The sequence below is a fragment of the Georgenia yuyongxinii genome (assembly GCF_006352065.1).
Lineage (GTDB): Bacteria > Actinomycetota > Actinomycetes > Actinomycetales > Actinomycetaceae > Georgenia > Georgenia yuyongxinii.
This window is the reverse complement of the sequence record NZ_CP040915.1, coordinates 1,425,665-1,443,642: the sequence shown is the minus strand read 5'-3', so window position 1 is coordinate 1,443,642 and position 17,978 is coordinate 1,425,665. Positions and strand designations below refer to the sequence as shown.

Annotated in this window: 15 protein-coding genes; 5 read left to right on the top strand and 10 right to left on the bottom strand. The window is 73.5% G+C overall.

Annotation, left to right across the window (positions count from 1 at the left end; all coding sequences use genetic code 11):
* Positions 1 to 7: 7 nt before the first annotated feature.
* The 6 genes from FE374_RS06560 to dinB form a co-directional block, all read right to left on the bottom strand.
* Positions 8 to 1,798 (bottom strand): peptidoglycan D,D-transpeptidase FtsI family protein, encoded by a 1,791-nt coding sequence (locus FE374_RS06560; protein WP_139927771.1) that lies wholly within the window; start codon positions 1,796 to 1,798, stop codon positions 8 to 10.
* The gene (locus tag FE374_RS06555) at positions 1,795 to 2,196 is read right to left on the bottom strand and encodes a hypothetical protein (protein ID WP_139927770.1); all 402 of its coding nucleotides are present in this window, start codon (positions 2,194 to 2,196) and stop codon (positions 1,795 to 1,797) included. The genes FE374_RS06560 and FE374_RS06555 overlap by 4 nt, the downstream gene beginning before the upstream one ends.
* Complete coding sequence (rsmH, locus tag FE374_RS06550) at positions 2,193 to 3,209, bottom strand: 16S rRNA (cytosine(1402)-N(4))-methyltransferase RsmH (RefSeq protein ID WP_139927769.1); 1,017 nt, start codon at positions 3,207 to 3,209, stop codon at positions 2,193 to 2,195. Before rsmH ends, FE374_RS06555 begins: the two co-directional genes overlap by 4 nt.
* Positions 3,210 to 3,368: 159 nt before the next feature.
* On the bottom strand, positions 3,369 to 3,800 hold the full coding sequence (gene mraZ, locus FE374_RS06545) for a division/cell wall cluster transcriptional repressor MraZ (protein ID WP_139931430.1): 432 nt from the start codon (positions 3,798 to 3,800) through the stop codon (positions 3,369 to 3,371).
* 501 nt (positions 3,801 to 4,301) lie between these two features.
* Positions 4,302 to 4,700: a DUF3040 domain-containing protein gene (locus tag FE374_RS06540; RefSeq protein WP_139927768.1), complete on the bottom strand. Its 399-nt coding sequence runs from the start codon at positions 4,698 to 4,700 to the stop codon at positions 4,302 to 4,304.
* Positions 4,701 to 4,754: 54 nt separating this feature from the next.
* The gene (dinB, locus tag FE374_RS06535) at positions 4,755 to 6,008 is read right to left on the bottom strand and encodes a DNA polymerase IV (protein WP_139927767.1); all 1,254 of its coding nucleotides are present in this window, start codon (positions 6,006 to 6,008) and stop codon (positions 4,755 to 4,757) included.
* 45 nt (positions 6,009 to 6,053) lie between these two features.
* On the opposite strand from dinB, the gene FE374_RS06530 reads away from it, so the two are divergent.
* Entirely contained in the window at positions 6,054 to 6,926 is an 873-nt protein-coding gene (locus FE374_RS06530) for a spermidine synthase (RefSeq protein WP_168205611.1), read from the top strand.
* A 43-nt stretch (positions 6,927 to 6,969) separates the two neighbouring features.
* Here FE374_RS06530 and FE374_RS06525 read toward each other — a convergent pair whose 3' ends face one another.
* The 4 genes from FE374_RS06525 to FE374_RS06510 all read right to left on the bottom strand — a co-directional run bounded on the left by FE374_RS06525 (position 6,970) and on the right by FE374_RS06510 (position 11,130).
* On the bottom strand, positions 6,970 to 7,176 hold the full coding sequence (locus FE374_RS06525) for a cold-shock protein (protein ID WP_043498042.1): 207 nt from the start codon (positions 7,174 to 7,176) through the stop codon (positions 6,970 to 6,972).
* Positions 7,177 to 7,433: 257 nt separating this feature from the next.
* Positions 7,434 to 8,882: an MFS transporter gene (locus FE374_RS06520; RefSeq protein WP_230978493.1), complete on the bottom strand. Its 1,449-nt coding sequence runs from the start codon at positions 8,880 to 8,882 to the stop codon at positions 7,434 to 7,436.
* Between the two features lie 67 nt (positions 8,883 to 8,949).
* Positions 8,950 to 9,927 carry a DUF4862 family protein gene (locus FE374_RS06515; RefSeq protein WP_139927766.1) on the bottom strand — a complete coding sequence of 326 codons (978 nt, stop codon included), beginning with the start codon at positions 9,925 to 9,927 and terminating at the stop codon, positions 8,950 to 8,952.
* 132 nt (positions 9,928 to 10,059) lie between these two features.
* Positions 10,060 to 11,130, bottom strand: a complete 1,071-nt coding sequence (locus tag FE374_RS06510; RefSeq protein WP_139927765.1) for a proteasome assembly chaperone family protein — start codon at positions 11,128 to 11,130, stop codon at positions 10,060 to 10,062.
* A gap of 244 nt (positions 11,131 to 11,374) precedes the next feature.
* On the opposite strand from FE374_RS06510, the gene FE374_RS06505 reads away from it, so the two are divergent.
* The 4 genes from FE374_RS06505 (at position 11,375) to FE374_RS06490 (ending at position 17,964) form a co-directional block, all read left to right on the top strand.
* On the top strand, positions 11,375 to 13,672 hold the full coding sequence (locus FE374_RS06505; protein ID WP_139927764.1) for a HelD family protein: 2,298 nt from the start codon (positions 11,375 to 11,377) through the stop codon (positions 13,670 to 13,672).
* A gap of 113 nt (positions 13,673 to 13,785) precedes the next feature.
* Entirely contained in the window at positions 13,786 to 15,003 is a 1,218-nt protein-coding gene (gene serA / locus FE374_RS06500; protein WP_139927763.1) for a phosphoglycerate dehydrogenase, read from the top strand.
* 65 nt (positions 15,004 to 15,068) lie between these two features.
* Positions 15,069 to 16,103, top strand: a complete 1,035-nt coding sequence (mgrA, locus tag FE374_RS06495; protein ID WP_139927762.1) for an L-glyceraldehyde 3-phosphate reductase — start codon at positions 15,069 to 15,071, stop codon at positions 16,101 to 16,103.
* Positions 16,104 to 16,209: 106 nt separating this feature from the next.
* Positions 16,210 to 17,964 carry an AMP-binding protein gene (locus FE374_RS06490; RefSeq protein WP_139927761.1) on the top strand — a complete coding sequence of 585 codons (1,755 nt, stop codon included), beginning with the start codon at positions 16,210 to 16,212 and terminating at the stop codon, positions 17,962 to 17,964.
* Positions 17,965 to 17,978: the final 14 nt, after the last annotated feature.

Genomic DNA, 17,978 nt, shown 5'->3' with positions numbered 1-17,978 from the left:
ACCGCCCTCACTCCTGCCCCGGGCCGCGCGACAGGTTCGGCGCCGGGGTCGTCGACGGCGGCACCCCCAGCTGGCGCAGGCCGAAGCCCATGACCTCGCGGAACACCGGCGCCGCGATGACGCCGCCGTAGGACATGCCGGCCGGCTTGTACATGACGACGCCGACGGCGAGCCGAGGGTCCTCGGCCGGCGCCAGCCCCACGTAGGAGCCGAGCCGGGAGTTCAGCCCGCCCGAGCCGTCGACGATCTGCGCCGTGCCCGTCTTCGCGGCGATCCGGTACCCCTCGACCTGCCCGAGCACGCCCGTTCCGCCGTCGGCCGCGACACCCTCCATCATGGCGATCACCTCGCCGGCGGTCTCCTCGCTGATGACCCGTTCGCCCTCGACGGTCTCGGTGGGCAGAAAGTCGCCGTCGCCGTTGGTGCGGCCGTCGACCACACGGGGGTCCATCCGGACCCCGCCGTTGCCGATGGTGGCGACCATCGACGTGTTCTGCAGCAGGCTCACGCTCATGCCCTGCCCGAACATGGTGGTGTAGCGGGTGCGGGAGTCCCAGCTGTCCGGCTCGCGCAGGACGCCGCCGGTCTCGCCGGGCAGCTCGATGCCGGTGGGCTGGCCGAAGCCGAACCCACGGAGGTAGCCGTAACGGACGTCGTCGGCGATGCGGTCGCCGATCTGGACGGTGCCGGTGTTGGAGGAGTCGGCGAGGACCCCCGCCGTGGTCAGCCGCTTGGTCTCGTGCGGGTCGTTGTCGCTGAAGGTCTGGCCGTTGGGCATGGTGAGCCGGTCGGGCACCGTGAAGAGGGAGTCGGTCTCCACCACCCCTTCCTCCAGGGCGGCGGCGAAGGTGGGCAGCTTGCCGGTGGACCCCGGCTCGTAGGGCGCCGAGACGGCCCGCGAGCCGCGGTCCCCCTCCGCCCACTTCTGGTAGTCCCCCGGGTCGACCGTGCCGGAGTCGGCGATGGTGAGCACCCGGCCGGTACCGATCTCCTCGACGACGACGGCGCCCCACTGGGCGCCCCACTTCGCCACGGCCTCGTCGATCTGTTGCTGGGCGAAGAACTGCAGGTCGCGGTCGATGCTCGTGTGGACGGTCTCGCCGGGCACCGCGGGCTCCTCCTCCCGCAGCCCGGTGGGGATGACCTGGCCGGTGCCGCCGATCTCCACGGTCAAGGAGCCGTCGGTGCCGGTGAGCTGCTCGTTGAAGCGCTGCTCGAGCCCCGCGAGGCCGTGGCCGTCGCGGCCGACGAAGCCGACGATGTTGCCCGCGGTGGTGCCGTTGGGGTAGATCCGCTCGGTGGTCTCCTCCGGCTCGATGCCCGGGATGCGGAGGGCGTCGATCGCTCGCCAGTCCTCGGGGGTGAGCCCCTTGGCGAGGTAGACGAAGGTGGACTCCCCCACCAGCTCGGCGCCGAGCTCGGCCTTGTCCCGGCCGAGCAGCGGGGCGAGCATCCCGGCCGCCGCGGCGGCGCCGGTGCCCAGCACCTCGCCGGTCGCGGGATCCTTGCGGACGTAGTTGCGCACCAGCAGCTGGTTGACGCCCACGTTGAACCGTTCGACGGAGGTGGCGAGGACCTCCCCGTCGCTGTCGACGATGTCGCCGCGCGGGGCACGAATGAGGGAGGTGCGGGTGCGGTCGTCGCGTGCCTGGTCGGCGAGCTCGGGGCCCTGGACGGCCTGGACGTAGACGAGCCGCCCGCCGAAGACGAGCAGCATGGTGAGAACGGCGACGAGGGCGACCTGCCGGCGGAACCGACGGTCGCCCACCACCGGTGGAGGGGTCTGCCGGGTGCTCACCCGGCCTCCCCGGCACCCAGCAGGGCGCCGTCGGCGAGGCGGACGAAGCGCAGGCCCTCGGCCGGCACCATGCCGAGCTCGGCGGCCCGCCGCTGCAGGGTGGCCGGTGCGCCCGCCTCCTCCACCTGGGCGCGCAGCGATGCCTCGGCCTCGTCCAGCCGGCTCAGGGCCACCTGCTGGTCGTGGATCTCGTAGGCGGCGGCGGCCATGTGCGTGTTGAGCAGGAGCGCACCGAGGAGTGCGGCGGTCAGGATGGCCGCGCACAGCAGCAGGTAGGGCACCAGGCTGCGGGCCGGCCGGGGGCTGGGGACCACCGACAGGCGCGGGCGCCAGGCCGGGGTGGGGCGGGGCGCGGAGGCGGCCGTCGTCCTCGGGGCGCGGGCGGGTGCGGCGCTCATGCGGCGGGACTCCTTCGGCTCCGGTAGGTCGGGCGGTCGAGCAGGTGCTCGGGGGTGGGGCGCAGTCGTTCGGCGGCGCGGAGCCGCACGGACTTCGCGCGGGGGTTGCGGGCCTGCTCGGCGGCGTCGGCCTCCTCGGCGCCGCGGGTGAGCAGCCGCAGGTAGGGGCGGTGCGTCTCCGGCTCGACCGGCATGTCGGGCGGGGCGGAGGACGTGGCGCCCCGGGCCAGCACCGTCTTCACGGCCCGGTCCTCGAGGGAGTGGTAGGACTCGACGACGATCCGTCCACCTACGGCCAGCGCCTCGACGGCGCGCGGCAACGCACGCTCGAGGACCTCGAGCTCGCCGTTGACTGCGATGCGCAGCGCCTGGAAGGTGCGCTTGGCCGGGTTGCCACCGGTGCGGCGCGCGGCCGCGGGGATGTTCTCCCGCACGATGTCGACGAGCTCGCCGGTCCGGGTCAGCGGGGCGGTCTCGCGACGGGCGACGATCGCCTTGGCGATGCGGCCGGCGAACTTCTCCTCACCGTAGACGCGCAGGATCCTGCGCAGCTCGGCCTCGCCCGCCTCGGCGAGCAGCTCGGCGGCGGAGATGCCGGTGCTCTGGTCCATCCGCATGTCCAGCGGTGCGTCCTGGGCGTAGGCGAACCCGCGGTCGGCCTCGTCCAGCTGCAGCGAGGAGACACCCAGGTCCATGAGCACGCCCTGGACACGGCCGCCGTCGCCGTACTGGGCGGCGACGTCGTCGATGTGGTCGTAGGTGGTGTGGACCGCGGTGAACCGGTCGAAGGAAGCGAGCCGGGTGGAGGCGAGGGCGATGGCCTGGGGGTCCCGGTCGATCCCCACCACGTGCAGGGTCGGGAAGCGGCGCAGCGCGGCCTCGGTGTGGCCGCCCATCCCCAAGGTGGCGTCGATGAGCACCGCGCCGGCCCGCTCGACGGCGGGCGCGAGCAGGTCCAGGCAGCGCTCGGCGAGCACCGGCAGGTGCCGGGATGCCGCGTCTGCCTCGCTCATGGTGTCTCCTGGTCCGCTGGGGACGATCGGTGGTGGGTGCTGACCGCCGCCCGGCCAGGACTCCCTCCGCCTGCTCTGGCGCCGGGGAAGTGCGTCAGAGTCGCGGTGAGAGACCTCGTCGTGCGGGGCTCAGTGGTGCCGGGGCTCGGTGGTGCGAGGTCAGAAGAGGCCGGGGACCACCTCCTCGGCGGTCTCGGCGAACGCCTCCTCCTGCTCGGCGAGGTAGGTCTCCCATGCCCCGGCATCCCAGATCTCGATCCGAGCACCGGCCCCGATGACCGCCAGGTCGCGGGTGAGCCCGGCATAGGTGCGCAGGTTCGCGGGGATGGTGATGCGGCCCTGCTTGTCGGGTGCCTCGTCGGTGGCGCCGGACAGGAAGACGCGCAGGTAGTCCCGGGCCTGCTTGCTCGCGATCGGCGCCTGCCGGAGCGTCTCGTGCATGCTCTCGAACTCGCTGATCGGAAAGGCGTACAGGCAGCGTTCCTGCCCGCGGGTGAGGACGACTCCGGGAGCGAGCTGGTCACGGAACTTCGCCGGGAGGATGAGCCGGCCCTTGTCGTCCAGGCGAGGCTCATAAGTCCCCAGGAACACACCGGCACCTCCTCCCTTACGCATCCAGTGCCCCCCAGCGCTCTCCACATTACTCCACATCCCTCCCCCGTCAACGCGAACGACGGCATTAATCGCCGACACTGCGAACAAATCCGCAGGTCAATGCGGTGGGTGGAAGTGGAGGGCAAATTGGCTCCACCAAGGGCCATGGGTGTGGAGCCGCCGTGAACGGGCGCAGGCGTCGGTGGAGGACCGACCGGGGAGCCGCCGGTTTCCGCGGAACTCCGCCACTTCCGCGGCCCGGACGCGTGAAGTCGACCGCGCGGCCCTGCGGGCCGGGCGAGCGGGTGGAGGGAAGTGGGGCCCGCCCGTGGAGGGAAATGGTGCGAGCAGCTAAGACCGCGCGACCGCTCGCATCACCACCAGCACGGCCACCGTCGCGCGCGTGACGATCGAGCGGGTTCGTGGGGGCGCCGGAAACGCCTCAGCCCGCGGCAGGAGCCGCGGGCTGAAAGGTGTGCTGTGGTGGTGCCGACCTGGTTACCGACCGCGTTCCTCGTTGCGCCGGTTCCACTTGTCCTCCTGGCGCTGCATGAAGCCCCCGGAGGACGGGGTGGTGGTGGAGGTGCCGGCCCCCGGACCGCCCGCCCGCTTGGCTCCGCGTCCTCGGACGCCGCCGGCCGCGCGCGGCCCGCTGATGGCGAGCATGACGCCACCGAGCATCGCCAGGAAGCCGAGCACCCCGAGCCAGACGTAGCTGGTCGCCACGCCGCCGATCAGCCCACCGAGGCCGAGAAGGAAGAGCAGCACCCCCAGGCTCAGGCGGCGCACGTCCGGCCGCGGCTTGTCAGCCAGCGTGTTGGCGAGCCGCGGGTCGTCAGAACGCAGCTGCTGCTCCATCTGTTGGAGCATGCGCTGCTCGTACTCGGAGAGAGGCATGGGACCTCCATAATTCCCGCGACCCGTCGTCCCCGGATGTCGACGGTGTACGGATCAGGATATGTCCCCGCGCGCGCCCGGGAAAGCCGAACCCCGTGTGGTGTCCATCAAAGAGGCGGGCCGCAGCACGCCCGGCCCGAAACGCGCCCGCACGCCGTCCATCGCCCGCTCGGCGCGGGCACGCTGGGGGTCCTCGTCGAGCGCGCCCTGGACCCCGGTGCTGCGGGCGTCCACCAGACGCTCGGCCCGCACGCCCAGCAGCCGGACGCCGTCGGGCGGGATGCTGACGGCGCCGAGCAGGTCCCGGACGGCGGTGACCAGGTCGTGCGCCAGGTCGGTGGGTGCGGGCAGGGTGCGCGAGCGGGTCAGGGTGGTGAAGTCCGCCATTCGCACCTTGATCGACACGGTGGCGGCGAGCACCGCGTCGGCGCGCAGGCGCGCCGCGCACTGGTGGGCCTGGTCGAGGAGGACCGTCTCGAGGATCGTACGGTCCGTGATGTCCTCGGGGAACGTCGTCTCCGTGCCGACCGACTTCTCCACCCGGCCGGGTACCACCCGGCGGTCGTCGATCCCCCAGGCGAGCTCGTGGAGCTTCTGCCCGGCGGCGACCCCGAGCATGCGGTGCAGGGCGGCGAGGGGGGTGGCGGCGATGTCGGCGACCGTCTCGAGCCCGCGCCGCTCCAGCACCGCCCGGGTCTTCTCCCCCACGCCCCACAGGGCACCGACCGGCAGCGAGTGCAGGAAGGGCAGGGTCGCGGCGACCGGGACGAGCATCAGGCCGTCCGGCTTGGCATGGGTCGAGGCGAGCTTGGCCACGTGCTTGGTACCGGCCGCGCCCACCGACGCCGTCACGCCGGTGCGGGCCCGCACCTCCGCGCGGATCCACCGGGCGATGGCCACCGGGGACCCCATCCGGCGCACGGCACCAGCCACGTCGAGGAACGCCTCGTCGATGCTGACCGGCTCCATCACCGGGGTCACGTCGCCCAGGACCGTCATGACCTGGCGGGAGACCTCGGCGTAACGCTGGTGCCGACCGGGCAGGAAGACGCCCTGCGGGCAGAGCATGCGGGCCCGGGTCACGGGCATCGCGGAGTGGACCCCGAACGCGCGTGCCTCGTAGCTCGCGGCGCTGACCACGCCGCGGTGCTGACCCCCGACGATCACCGGCTTGCCACGCAGCTCGGGGTGGTCGAGCAGCTCGACGGAGGCGAAGAACGCGTCCATGTCCACGTGCAGGATGGTGCAGCCGGCGTCGTCGTCCCCCCACGACCGGCGCGCGGCCTCGCTGCGCGGGGCTCGGCTCATGTTCTCCCCCCGTCCTGTTCCTGCCGCCAGGCTAACGTGGCTGCGATGACCGAACGCCGCCGCCGGTCGAGGCCGCTCCGCGTGCCCGACCTCCCCACCGAGCCGGTGCCGACCTCGCTCGGCACCGCCAGTCTGCGACGCGAGCCCGGCGCCCCGCACCGGGTGACCCTGCTCCTGGACGGCACGGAGAGCTCCCACCTCGACCTGGCCGACCCGGCGCACCTCGAGTTCGAGTACATGCAGCAGATGCTGGTGGTGCTCGACGCCTCGCGGCCGGAAGGCCCGGTGCGCGCGGTGCACCTCGGGGCGGCGGGGTGCGCGCTGCCGCGCGCCCTGGAGGCCCGCCGTCCCGACTCCCGGCAGCTGGCGGTGGAGATCGACGAGGAGCTGGCGCGGCTCGTTCGGGAGTGGTTCGACCTGCCCAGGGCGCCCCGGCTGCGCATCCGGACCGGCGACGCCCGGGCGGTCACCGAGGGCCTGGCCGACGGCGCGTGGGAGGTGGTGGTCCGGGACGTCTTCGACGGCGGCGCGGTCCCCCGGCACGTGCGCACGGTCGAGGCTGCCCGCCAGGTCCATCGCGTCCTGACGCCGGGCGGCCTTTACCTGGTCAACCTCACCGACCATCCGCCGCTGCGGAAGGCGCGGGCCGAGGTCGCGGCGCTGCGGGACGTCTTCGCCCACGTGCTGCTGGTGGCCGACCCCGCGATCCTGCGCGGACGCCGCTACGGCAACCTCGTGCTGGCGGCGTCGGACGCGCCCTTCCCGGCGGCCCCGATCGAGCGCGAGCTCCGACGGCTGCCGTTGCCGGTCCGGCTGGTGCACGGCGAGGATCTGGTCAAGCTCCAGGGCACGGCCGCGACCGAGCTCGACCCGCCCGCCGAGGACCCGGGCGCTCCCTGGTCGGGGCCGGACGCGTGAGAGCCCGCACCGGCCGTGGTGCGGGCTCTCCCGAGATGGGGGTCTACAGCGCGCGGACGTTCTCCGCCTGCGGGCCCTTGGGTCCCTGGGTGATCTCGAACTCGACCCGCTGAGCATCCTCGAGCGAGCGGTAACCGTCGGACTGGATCGCGGAGTAGTGGACGAACACGTCGGGGGCGTTGCCACCGTCCTGCTCGATGAAGCCGTAGCCCTTCTCAGCGTTGAACCACTTCACAGTTCCCTGTGCCATCTTCCTGTGTCCTTCCGGGACGTAGGGTGGGCCGGCCCCGTGCCGACCCGCTGCGCCGCATGCCGTCCCGTCTCCTTGCTCCGGAACGGCAGCCGCCGAGCGGCGGGACCGCACCGTGGGACCGGCGCTCGTGCCGTTCCCGGGTCGCTCGTCAGGGAAACTCAGATGCAACGCGCCCAGCATGGCAGAAGTCACATCCGACGTCCCAGCGAATCGGACTGCCACTCGGTGCTGTCCTGATCCTGCTCGGCAGGCGCTCAGGGCTCGCGCCGGCTGCCGTCCTCACGAGCGCTGAGCATCCGCGCGATGGCTTCACGGACCGGCGGCACGACGACGCCCCGCTCGGCCATCCGGCGCCGGGCGGCGCGGCGCGCGGCCAGGAGCCCGATCAGCCCGGCCACCCAGGGCACGGCCTGCGCGGAGAACGCGAGCCGGAAGTCGTCCAGGACGTAGCCGCCCCCGGGCCGCACGAGGTCGAGGACGAGGCCCACCAGGAAGATCGAGACGAGGGAGGCGACGAAGCCGCCGACGTTGACCATCCCGGTCGCGGTGCCCAGCCGGTCGGCCGGCACCGAGGTGCGGGCGAAGTCGAAGCCGATGTTCGACGCGGTGGCGGAGGCGGTCAGGGCGACCACCAGCACGACCAGCTGCCACATCGGCCGCGGCGTGCTCGGCACCAGGACGCTCACCCAGGCGACGAACACGAACCCGAAGGCGCCGATCACGAGCCAGGAGCGGCGCAGCGGGTGACGTGACTGCAGCACGCCCGACACGGGGCCCAGGACGATCCCCGCCAGCGCACTGATCGTGAGCAGCGCGCTGGCCGCCCCCGCACTCAGGCCCTGGCCCGCCGTCAGGAAGGGCACACCCCACAGGAGGAGGAAGGTGTTGGTCGGGAAGAGGGAGAGGAAGTGGGTGAAGAAGCCGAGCCAGGCGCCCGGCTCGCGCACCACCTTCGAGAGCGAGGCCTTCTTCTTCCCCGCCGGGGCGGGAACTCTGGACGGGGGCACCTCGGCACCGGTGCCCACGGGCTGGACGGCGTCGTCGTCGCGGGCGTTGACGTCGGCGTTGACGTCGGCGTTGACGTCGGCGACGGCTGTGCGCGTCGTCTCCGGGGCGGCCGCGGGCCTGTCGCGTACGAGCAGGGCGGCGACGCCGGCCATGAACACACCGAGCGCGGCGAGCGACACGAACGCCGGAGTCCAGCCGTAGCCCAGCAGCACGGCCATGAACGGCACGGCCGAGATGATCTGGCCCGTCGAGCCGATGATGCCGGTCATCTGGGTGAGCACGGGGACGCGCTGAGCCGCGAACCACGCCGGCACCAGCCGCAGCACGGCGATGAACGCCGTGGCGTCGCCGACGCCGACCAGCACCCGGGCGACCAGCGCCAGGGGCAGGGTGTCGACCAGCGCGAGGAGCAGCTGCCCGGCGGCCAGGACCACCGCGCCGACCACGAGGACGCGCCGGCTGCCAACCTTGTCGAGCAGGATGCCCACCGGGATCTGCGCGGCGGCGTAGACGGCGAGCTGGACGACGACGAACAGGGAGAGGCTCGCCGCGCTGATCTCGAACCGGTCGGCAGCCTGCAGGCCGGCGACCCCGAGCGACGTGCGGCCGGTGACCGCGACGACGTACGCCGCGAGCGCGGCGCCCCAGACTGTGAAGGCCAGCCACGACGGGGCCGGCTCACGAAGTGGGGACACGACGGTCAGTCTCCCAGTTCCGGCCAGGAACGTCCGACGGACGGGTCACGGGGCCGCATGAGCATGCTCACACGGCCGTCGCACCACGCTGCCCCGGGTCGGCGCCACGGGCGACCATCTCCAGGGTGGCGCGGGCGACGGCGAGGCGGGTGGCGACGTCGGCGTCGAGCGGACGCACGGCGACCTTCGCACCGAGGATGAGGTCGGCGCCGTCCGCGGCCGCGAGCGCCGCGCGCACCTCCTGCGGGCCCAGCAGCGAGTCCGCCGAGGCGGCGAGCGCGGGGTCGTCGCCTCGTGGCGGGAGATGCCCGTCCTCCCACGCCGGTCCCCAGGCCGTCGGCCCGGCGGCCGCACCGGAGAAGATCAGCGCACGGAGCAGGCGGGCCTGGGCGGCCGCGGCCACGTGCTTCGTCGCCGTGGCGGCGCCGCGGCCCTCGATGGCGGACCGTCCCCAGTTGATCCCCGCGCCCACCCGCCCACCAAGGCCGCGAAGGACCTCGAGCTCGTCCGCGAGGGGGAAGAACCCCTTGGCGGGCTCCTGGCCCGGGACGCGGGCGTCGCAGTGCTCCACGACGAGCGCCGCGCCGGCAAGGTCCCAGCTCAGGGCCTCCTCCAGGCTCCGGGCCAACGCGGCACCCGAGCCGAGGCCGGGACCGGGGGCGCTGTGCACCTGCACGGCGGTGACGACCTGCCGGCCGTGGCGGTCCGCAAGGCCGAGCGCGAGGGTGCGCACCCACGCGAGATCGTCGAGTGCCCGACGGCGGCCCTCGTCGTGGTCCGAGGCGAGCCCGTAGGCGGGTGACTGGCCCAGGCGCTGCATGGTCCGCGGGATGCAGGTGACCACCAGGTCCCAGCCGGGGGCGACGTGCCGGGCGATCCATGCCGGGTCCAGGCTCGGCGCACCCTCGGCGAGCAGCGGGAACTCCAGCGCCCCGAGGTCCACCTCACGCAGCCCGTCGTAGAACGCCGACTCCTCGGGTGTGCCGGCGGCCGGGGCCATCGCGTAGGCACCCAGGACCAGCGTCGCGCCGTTTCGTGCCGTCATGGTCTGTCTCCGTCTCCGTGCCTGCCAGTCTGCAGCCCGGCCCGTAGACGCCGCGCACCCGGCGACCGATGTTCAGGTCGCCGGGTGCGCGGTACGAGCTCCGACGCGGTGCCCGGGGTGCGTCGTGCGCGGTCAGGCTGGTCCGGAGCCGGGCGCCTCGACCGGTCCGGGGGCCTCGCCGTCGTCCGTGGTCGACGTCCCAAGGTCCGTGGCTTCCCCGGTGCCGGGGTCCGTCGTGGCGGTGCGCCCGCCGCCGGGCGGCAGGCCCGGCACGTCGCCGCGCTCCCGGGCTGGTGCCCCGGTCTGCTCGGCCAGGAAGGCCTCGAGCTCGGCCCCGATCTGGTCCGCCGTGGGCAGCGCGCCCGGTTCGGCGAGCAGGGTGGTGTGACCGGGCTGGGCGGCGGCCTCCATGAAGGCGTCGTACTGCTGCTCAAGGGCGTGCACGACGGCGCCGACCTCGGCCGAGGCCGACACCTGCGCCTCGATCTGCTGCATCGTCTCGGCAGCAGCCGCCTCCAGCTCACCGACCGGCAGCGCGAGGCCGGTGCTGCCGGCGATCTGCCGCACCAGCTCGGCCGCGGCCTGCGGGTAGTCCGCCTGGGCGAGGTAGTGGGGCACGTTCGCCGCGAAGCCGAGCGCGTCGTGACCGGCGCGCCCCAGCCGCAGCTCCAGCAGCCCACCGACGGAGCCGGGGATCTGGACCATGCCCATCATGTGCCGCTGGGGGTCGATCAGCTCGTCGCGCGTGGCGTGCGCGGTCACCGTCACCGGGCGGGTGTGGGGCACGGCCATCGGGATGCCCTGGACCGCGATGGTCCGCTGCACGCCGAACTGCTCGACGAGGCCGACGACCGCCGTCGTGAACGCGTCCCAGCGCAGGTCGGGCTCCGGACCGTGCAGGAGCAGCAGCGGGGTGCCCTCGTCGTCGCGCAGGAGGTCCAGCGCGATCACGGGCTCGTCGTAGTCGGTGTAGCGCCAGTCCTCGAAGATCATCGGGGGACGGCGGGACCGGTAGTCGATGAGCTCGTCGGGCTCGAACGTCGCGATCCGCTCGGTCGGCAGGGACTCGAGCAGGTGTCGAGCGACCAGTGACCCCGCGTGGCCGGCGTCCAGCGAGCCGCGCAGGGCGTGTACGAGCACCGGGACCGGTGCGGCGTCGTACGCGTGCTCGCTCACGGTGTACAGGTCCAGTGGATCGCGCATCGGGCGGCACTCCTTTCACGTCTGTCCTTCAAGGTATATACGACCCAACATCGGCAGGCGCCCGGACATTCCGAGGACATGCCCGACCCTGGCCGCCTCCCCGGTGAGAACCCTCACCCACATTCTGCTGTCCGCCGGCCGGGAGCTGCCTGCACCGGCCGCCCGGGAGGCGGATAATGGATGGCCGTGCCGTCGGCACCCCACCACCACCGGTGGTCAGATACGAACAGAACCGGGAGCGCGCGTGCCAGGTCCGGCCACCACGCCCGAGAACGCGGCGAGCGCCGCCGTGGCGGTACAGGCCGCCGTCGCCGAGGAGCAGGCCTACGTCGACACGGTCTACGAGCGTCTCGACGCGCTGCGGGCGGCGTACGGGTCCCGCCTGGCCGACGTCCGCCGCCAGGGCCCGTCCGGCTCCCCGCAGAACCGCTCGGAGCGCGACGCGTTCGCCGCCCACTACGCCGACGCCGTCGCCCGGCTGGACCAGGTGGAGAACCGGCTCGTGTTCGGCCGGCTGGACCTGCGCAGGGACGAGCCGCGGTACGTCGGGCGGGTCGGGCTCTCCGACGCCGAGCACAACCAGCTCCTCGTGGACTGGCGCGCGCCCAGCGCCCGGCCCTTCTACCAGGCGACGGCGGCCCACCCGGGTGGCGTCGTCCGGCGTCGTCACCTCATGACCCGGGCCCGGGCCGTGATCGGGGTGGAGGACGAGCTCCTCGACCACGAGCACCTGGACGAGGCGGTCGCCGACGGCCTGACCGGCGAGGGCGCGCTGTTCGCGGCGATGTCCGCCGCCCGCGAGGGCCGGATGCACGACATCGTGGCCACCATCCAGGCCGAGCAGGACGCGGTGATCCGCTCCCCGCTCGACGGCGTGCTGGTGGTCCAGGGCGGGCCCGGCACGGGCAAGACCGCTGTGGCCCTGCACCGCGCCGCCTTCCTCCTGTACGCCCACCGCCAGCGCCTGGAGCGCTCCGGGGTGCTGCTGGTGGGACCCTCCCGGGTGTTCCTGCGCTACATCGAGCAGGTGCTGCCGTCCCTGGGTGAGAGCGACGTCGTGGCCACCACGATGGCGGACCTGCTGCCCGGCACGACGGCGACGGGCGAGGAGGGCGAGGAGGTCGCCGCCGTCAAGGGTCGCGCCGCGATGGCGCAGGTGCTCGCCCGGGCCGTGCGCGGGCTGCAGCGCGTGCCCGACGCCGAGCAGGAGCTCGTGGTGGAGGGGACGCGGCTGCACCTGAACCCGGACCAGGTGCGGTCCGCGATGGCCCGCGCCCGGCGCACCGGGCTGCCGCACAACCAGGCGCGGGACACGTTCGTCCTGGCGATGCTGGACCACCTCGTGCGCGAGTACGCCGGCACCCGCGGCATGGAGGACGACCCCGCCGAGCGTGCCTACCTGCGCGAGGACGTGCGCACCGCCCGGGACGTGCGGGTCGCGCTCAACCTGTGCTGGATGCCCACGACGCCGCACGGGCTGCTCGAGCGGCTCTTCGCCCGCCCCGACCTGCTCGAACGTCACGCCGGCGGCATGTCCGCGCGGGACCGGGCGCTGCTGCGACGGGAGAAGGGCTCCCCGTGGACCGAGGCGGACATCGCGCTCCTCGACGAGCTGGCCGAGCTGCTGGGGCCGCACGAGCAGGCGCAGGCCGGCCGGGCCCAGGCCGAGGCGAAGATCCAGGCAGCCGAGGAGGTGCGGTTCGCCCAAGAGGCGATCTCCTCCCAGGGTCTGGGCATGGGCATGGTCACCGCCGAGATGCTGGCGGAACGGTTCACGGCCACCGGGCCGCGGCTGACGACGGCGGAGCGCGCCGCCACCGACCGCACCTGGACGTACGGCCACATCGTCGTCGACGAGGCGCAGGAGCTCAGCGCGATGGCGTGGCGGGCGCTGCTGCGCCGCTGCCCGGCCCGGTCGATGACCGTCGTGGGTGACCTCGCCCAGCGCAGCGGCCACCACCCTGTGGCGTCGTGGTCCCAGGTGCTCGGACGGGCCGCCGGCGAGCACCTGCGCGAGTCCGTCCTCACCGTCAGCTACCGCACCCCGGCCACCGTGATGGACGCCGCCACTGCGGTGCTGGCGGGGTTGGGCGTCGCGCCGGCCTATCCCGTGCGGGCGGCCCGTGACCTGCCCGACGCCCTGGCCGTCACCCGGGCCGACGGCGGGGCGCCCGCCGCCGCGGTGGTCGAGGCCGCCCGGGCCGAGCTGGCGCGCCTGGACGCCTCCGACGGGCCAGGCGCCGGCCGGGTGGCCGTGATCGTGCCGGCCCGTCGCCGCGGCGAGGTGCTCGGTGCGCTCGCCCGAGCCGACGGGGTGCGCGACGCGCTCGCCCCGGCGGGCACCGACCCGCTCGAGGCCCGGCTCGCCGTCCTGAGCACCCACGACGCCAAGGGCCTGGAGTTCGACGTCGTAGTGCTGGTGGAGCCGGCGGAGGTGCTCGAGGGCGGCACCGGTGACATCTACGTCGCGATGACCCGGCCCACCCGCCGGCTGCACGTGGTGCACGCCCGCGACCTGCCGGAGGGCTTTCCGGTCGGTTGACGGCGGTCCTCCGCGCATCCGCCGGGTGCGGCACCCGGGACATGACGGATCTCACCCCGCCCACCCAGTGGACATACTTGCTCCGCATGCCGAGACGGGCGGACCATGGGCGGGTGGCCCGCGCACTCCTTCTTGAGAACCCGCACCCCAACGCCGACCCCATCTTCGCCTCCGCCGGCGTGGAGGTGGTCCGCCACCCCGGTGCCCTGGACGAGAGCGAGCTGATCGCCGCGCTCGACGGCATCGACATCCTCGGCATCCGGTCCACCACCCACGTGACCGAGCGTGTCCTCGCCGCGCACCCCAACCTCCTGGCCATCGGCGCTTTCTGCATCGGCACCAACCAGATCGACCTGAAGTCGGCCGCGCGGCGCGGTGTCGCCGTGTTCAACGCGCCGTTCTCCAACACCCGGTCCGTGGTCGAGCTCGCGGTCGCAGAGATCATCGCCCTCACCCGGCGCCTGACCGTGCGGGACAAGTCGCTGCACGCCGGCGTGTGGGACAAGTCCGCCGCCGGCTCGCACGAGGTCCGTGGCCGCACGCTCGGCATCGTCGGTTACGGCAACATCGGCACGCAGCTGTCGGTGGTCGCCGAGGCGCTGGGCATGCGGGTCGTGTTCTACGACACCGCCGAGAAGCTCGCCCTGGGCAACGCCCAGCGCATGGGCTCCCTGGCCGAGCTGCTGGCCGTGGCCGACATCGTCACGCTGCACGTGGACGGGCGCGAGGGCAACGCCGGGATGTTCGGCCGCGAGCAGTTCGAGCAGATGAAGCACGGCGCCGCGTTCCTCAACCTCTCCCGCGGCTTCCTCGTCGACTACTCGGTGCTGCGCGCGAAGATCCTGGACGGGTCCGTGTCCGGCGCGGCCGTCGACGTCTTCCCCGACGAGCCGAAGCGCACCGGTGACGCGTTCGAGTCCGAGCTGCGCGGCCTGCCCAACGTCATCCTCACCCCGCACGTCGGCGGGTCCACGCAGGAGGCGCAGGAGAACATCGGCCACTTCGTCTCGGGCAAGCTGACCAAGTACCTCCAGGCGGCCTCCACCGACCTGTCGGTGAACCTTCCCAGGCTCTCCCTCGAACCGTCCGACGCGGCCCGGTACCGGGTGGCCTTCGTGCACCGCAACACCCCCGGTGTCCTGGCGCTGGTGAACCAGACCTTCGCTGAGCACGGCGCGAACATCGAGGGCCAGATCCTGGGCACGCGCGGCGAGATCGGCTACGTGGTGACCGACATCGGCTCCGAGCTCCCGCGCGAGGCGGTCGAGGCCGTGCGGCAGATGGAGGACACCCTCCGGCTGCGCGTCATGACCCGGCCCGCGGCCGACTGACCCGGCCGCTCGCCGACCGACCTCGCCGCTCGCTGACGGCGCGCGCGGCGCGTTACGGTCGGGTCATGTTCAGCCCTGCTCCCGAGCGTTACGACGCCATGACCTACCGTCGCTGCGGCCGCAGCGGCCTCGACCTGCCCGCCATCGCCCTCGGGCTGTGGCAGAACTTCGGCGAGGCCAACCCCTACGAGACCCAACGTGCCATCGTGCTGCGCGCCGTCGACCTGGGCATCACCCACATCGACCTCGCGAACAACTACGGACCGCCCCCGGGCTCGGCGGAGCGGTCGTTCGGGCGGATGCTCGCCGAGGACCTCGCGCCGCTGCGTGACGAGCTCATCATCTCCACCAAGGCCGGCTACGACATGTGGGCGGGCCCGTACGGCAACGGCGGCTCACGCAAGTACCTGCTCGCCTCCCTGGACCAGTCCCTCGCCCGGATGGGCCTGGACTACGTCGACATCTTCTACTCCCACCGCTTCGACGAGACCACGCCGCTGCGCGAGACGCTCGGCGCGCTGAAGACCGCGGTCGACTCCGGCCGCGCCCTGTACGCCGGGATCTCCTCCTACTCGGCGCAACGCACCCTCGAGGCCTACGAGATCGCCGACGAGATCGGCCTGGACCTGCTGGTGCACCAGCCCTCCTACTCGATGCTCAACCGGTGGATCGAGAACGGCGAGCCCAGCCTGCTGGACGTGCTGGGCGACCGCGGCACCGGCTCGGTGGTCTTCTCCCCGCTGGCCCAGGGCATGCTCACCGACAAGTACCTCGACGGCATCCCCGAGGGCTCGCGCGCCACCCGCGACGGCTCCCTACGGGCCGAGTTCATCAACGACGTCTCCATCGGGCACATCCGGGCGCTGAACGACATCGCGGCGCAGCGCGGTCAGACCCTCGCCCAGATGGCGCTCGCCTGGGTGCTGCGCGACCCGCGCGTGACATCGGCGCTCGTGGGCGCCTCCAGCGTCGCCCAGCTCGAAAGCTCCGTCGCGGCCCTGGGCAACCTCGACTTCACCGACGAGGAGCTCGCCCGCATCGACGAGCACGCGGTGGACCAAGGCATCAACATCTGGGCGCCGCGGTCCTCCGACCGTTGAGGAAGGGGGCGGTGGGACGCTTGGCCCAGCGAACCTACGGTCACGTAGGTTAGCGTTGTCGCACCACCCGTTGCCGCCCCCCAGCGGCCTCCTGAGATCAGGATCAATGAGCGAGACGCTACTTCCCGCCCGCCCGCACTACGCCGCCGGCGTGCCCGCCGAGATCGACGTGCCCGATCACGGCGTCGACGCGCTGCTCGAGCAGGCCGCGCTGCGGTTCGGTGACCGCGTCGCCCTCGAGTTCCTCGGGGCGAGCACCACGTACGCGGACCTGTCCGACCAGGTCTCCCGCGCCGCGGGGTTGCTCGCCGCGGCGGGCGTGCGTGCGGGTGACCGGGTGGCGCTGGTGATGCCGAACTGCCCCCAGCACGTGGTGGCCTTCTACGCGGCACTGCGGCTCGGCGCCGTCGTGGCGGAGCACAACCCGCTCGCGCCCGCCGTGGAGATCCAGGCACAGCTCGAGGCGCACGGGGCCACGACGGTGGTGTGCTGGGAGAAGGCCCTGGACCAGGTGGCCCCCGGCGGGGACCGCGGCGGGCGCACCGTCTGGGCGGTCGACCTCACCGCGGCGCTGCCCCGGCGGTCGCGGCTCCTGCTGCGCCTACCCGTCGCCGCCGCCCGGGCAAAGCTCGCCACGATGCGCGGTCCGGTGCCGCCCGGTGTGCGCAGCTGGGACCGGGAGGTCAGCAGGGCGCAGCCGCTGCCCCCCGGCCACCCCCGGCCCGCCACCGGCGACCTCGCCGTGCTCCTGCACACCGGCGGCACCACCGGCACCCCCAAGGCCGTCGCCCTCACGCACCGCAACCTGCTCGCCAACGTGGCGCAGGGCCGGGCCTGGGTCCAGGGGCTGCGCGAGGGCGCCGAGACCTTCTCGGCGATCCTGCCCTTCTTCCACGCCTTCGGCCTCACGCTGTGCCTGACGTTCGCCGTCCACCTCGGCGCGACACAGGTGGTGCTGCCCAAGTTCGACGTCGACATGGTCCTGGCCGGGATGCGGCGCCGGCCCACCACGTTCCTGCCCGGCGTGCCCCCGATGTTCGACCGGCTGGCCCGGCGCGCCGCCGAGACCGGCGCCGACCTGTCCAGCGTGCGATTCGCCATCTCGGGGGCCATGGCGCTCGACCCCGACGTGGCAAAACGGTGGGAGGAGGTCACGGGCGGGCTGATCATCGAGGGCTACGGCATGACCGAGAGCTCCCCGGTCGCGCTGGGCAACCCCTTCGGGCCCGACCGCCGGCCGGGCACGCTCGGCGTCCCGTTCCCCTCGACCGAGATCCGCATCGTCGACCCCGAGGATCCCACCACCGAGGTCCCGGCCGGTCAGCAGGGCGAGCTCGTCATCCGGGGCCCGCAGGTGTTCGCCGGGTACTACGGCCGGCCGGAGGAGACGGCCCAGGCGCTCCTCGACGGCGGCTGGCTGCGCACCGGTGACATCGTGCGCCTCGACGACGGGTTCGTGGTGCTCGCCGACCGCCTCAAGGAGCTGATCATCTCGGGCGGCTTCAACGTCTACCCCTCCCAGGTCGAGGACGCCGTGCGCTCGATGCCCGGCGTCAGCGAGGTGGCGGTGGTCGGCCTGCCCGACGGCGCACGTGGCGAGTCCGTCGTCGCGGCGCTCGTCCTGGAGGCCGGCGCCCGCGTGGACCTCGAGGCCGTGCGCCGCTGGACGCAGGAGCGGCTGTCGCACTACGCCATGCCGCGCCGCATCGCCGTGCTCGACGAGCTGCCCCGCTCCCAGCTGGGCAAGGTGATGCGCCGGAAGGTGCGCGAGCAGGTGCTGACGCTGAGCGAGCAGGTGCACGCCGCCGCCGCCGACCTCGCCGAGAGCGCGGCGCTCCGGAGGCGGGGTGCCGCGGGATGACGGGCCACTGACCG

What these genes read in the sequence shown, in the direction of transcription:
- FE374_RS06525 (WP_043498042.1), bottom strand. Translation starts at nt 7,176, where the DNA reads ATGGCACAGGGAACTGTGAAGTGGTTCAACGCTGAGAAGGGCTACGGC.
- FE374_RS06515 (WP_139927766.1), bottom strand. Translation starts at nt 9,927, where the DNA reads ATGACGGCACGAAACGGCGCGACGCTGGTCCTGGGTGCCTACGCGATG.
- dinB (WP_139927767.1), bottom strand. Translation starts at nt 6,008, where the DNA reads ATGAGCCGAGCCCCGCGCAGCGAGGCCGCGCGCCGGTCGTGGGGGGAC.
- mgrA (WP_139927762.1), top strand. Translation starts at nt 15,069, where the DNA reads ATGTTCAGCCCTGCTCCCGAGCGTTACGACGCCATGACCTACCGTCGC.
- FE374_RS06490 (WP_139927761.1), top strand. Translation starts at nt 16,210, where the DNA reads ATGAGCGAGACGCTACTTCCCGCCCGCCCGCACTACGCCGCCGGCGTG.
- rsmH (WP_139927769.1), bottom strand. Translation starts at nt 3,209, where the DNA reads ATGAGCGAGGCAGACGCGGCATCCCGGCACCTGCCGGTGCTCGCCGAG.
- FE374_RS06555 (WP_139927770.1), bottom strand. Translation starts at nt 2,196, where the DNA reads ATGAGCGCCGCACCCGCCCGCGCCCCGAGGACGACGGCCGCCTCCGCG.
- FE374_RS06540 (WP_139927768.1), bottom strand. Translation starts at nt 4,700, where the DNA reads ATGCCTCTCTCCGAGTACGAGCAGCGCATGCTCCAACAGATGGAGCAG.
- FE374_RS06510 (WP_139927765.1), bottom strand. Translation starts at nt 11,130, where the DNA reads ATGCGCGATCCACTGGACCTGTACACCGTGAGCGAGCACGCGTACGAC.
- FE374_RS06530 (WP_168205611.1), top strand. Translation starts at nt 6,054, where the DNA reads ATGACCGAACGCCGCCGCCGGTCGAGGCCGCTCCGCGTGCCCGACCTC.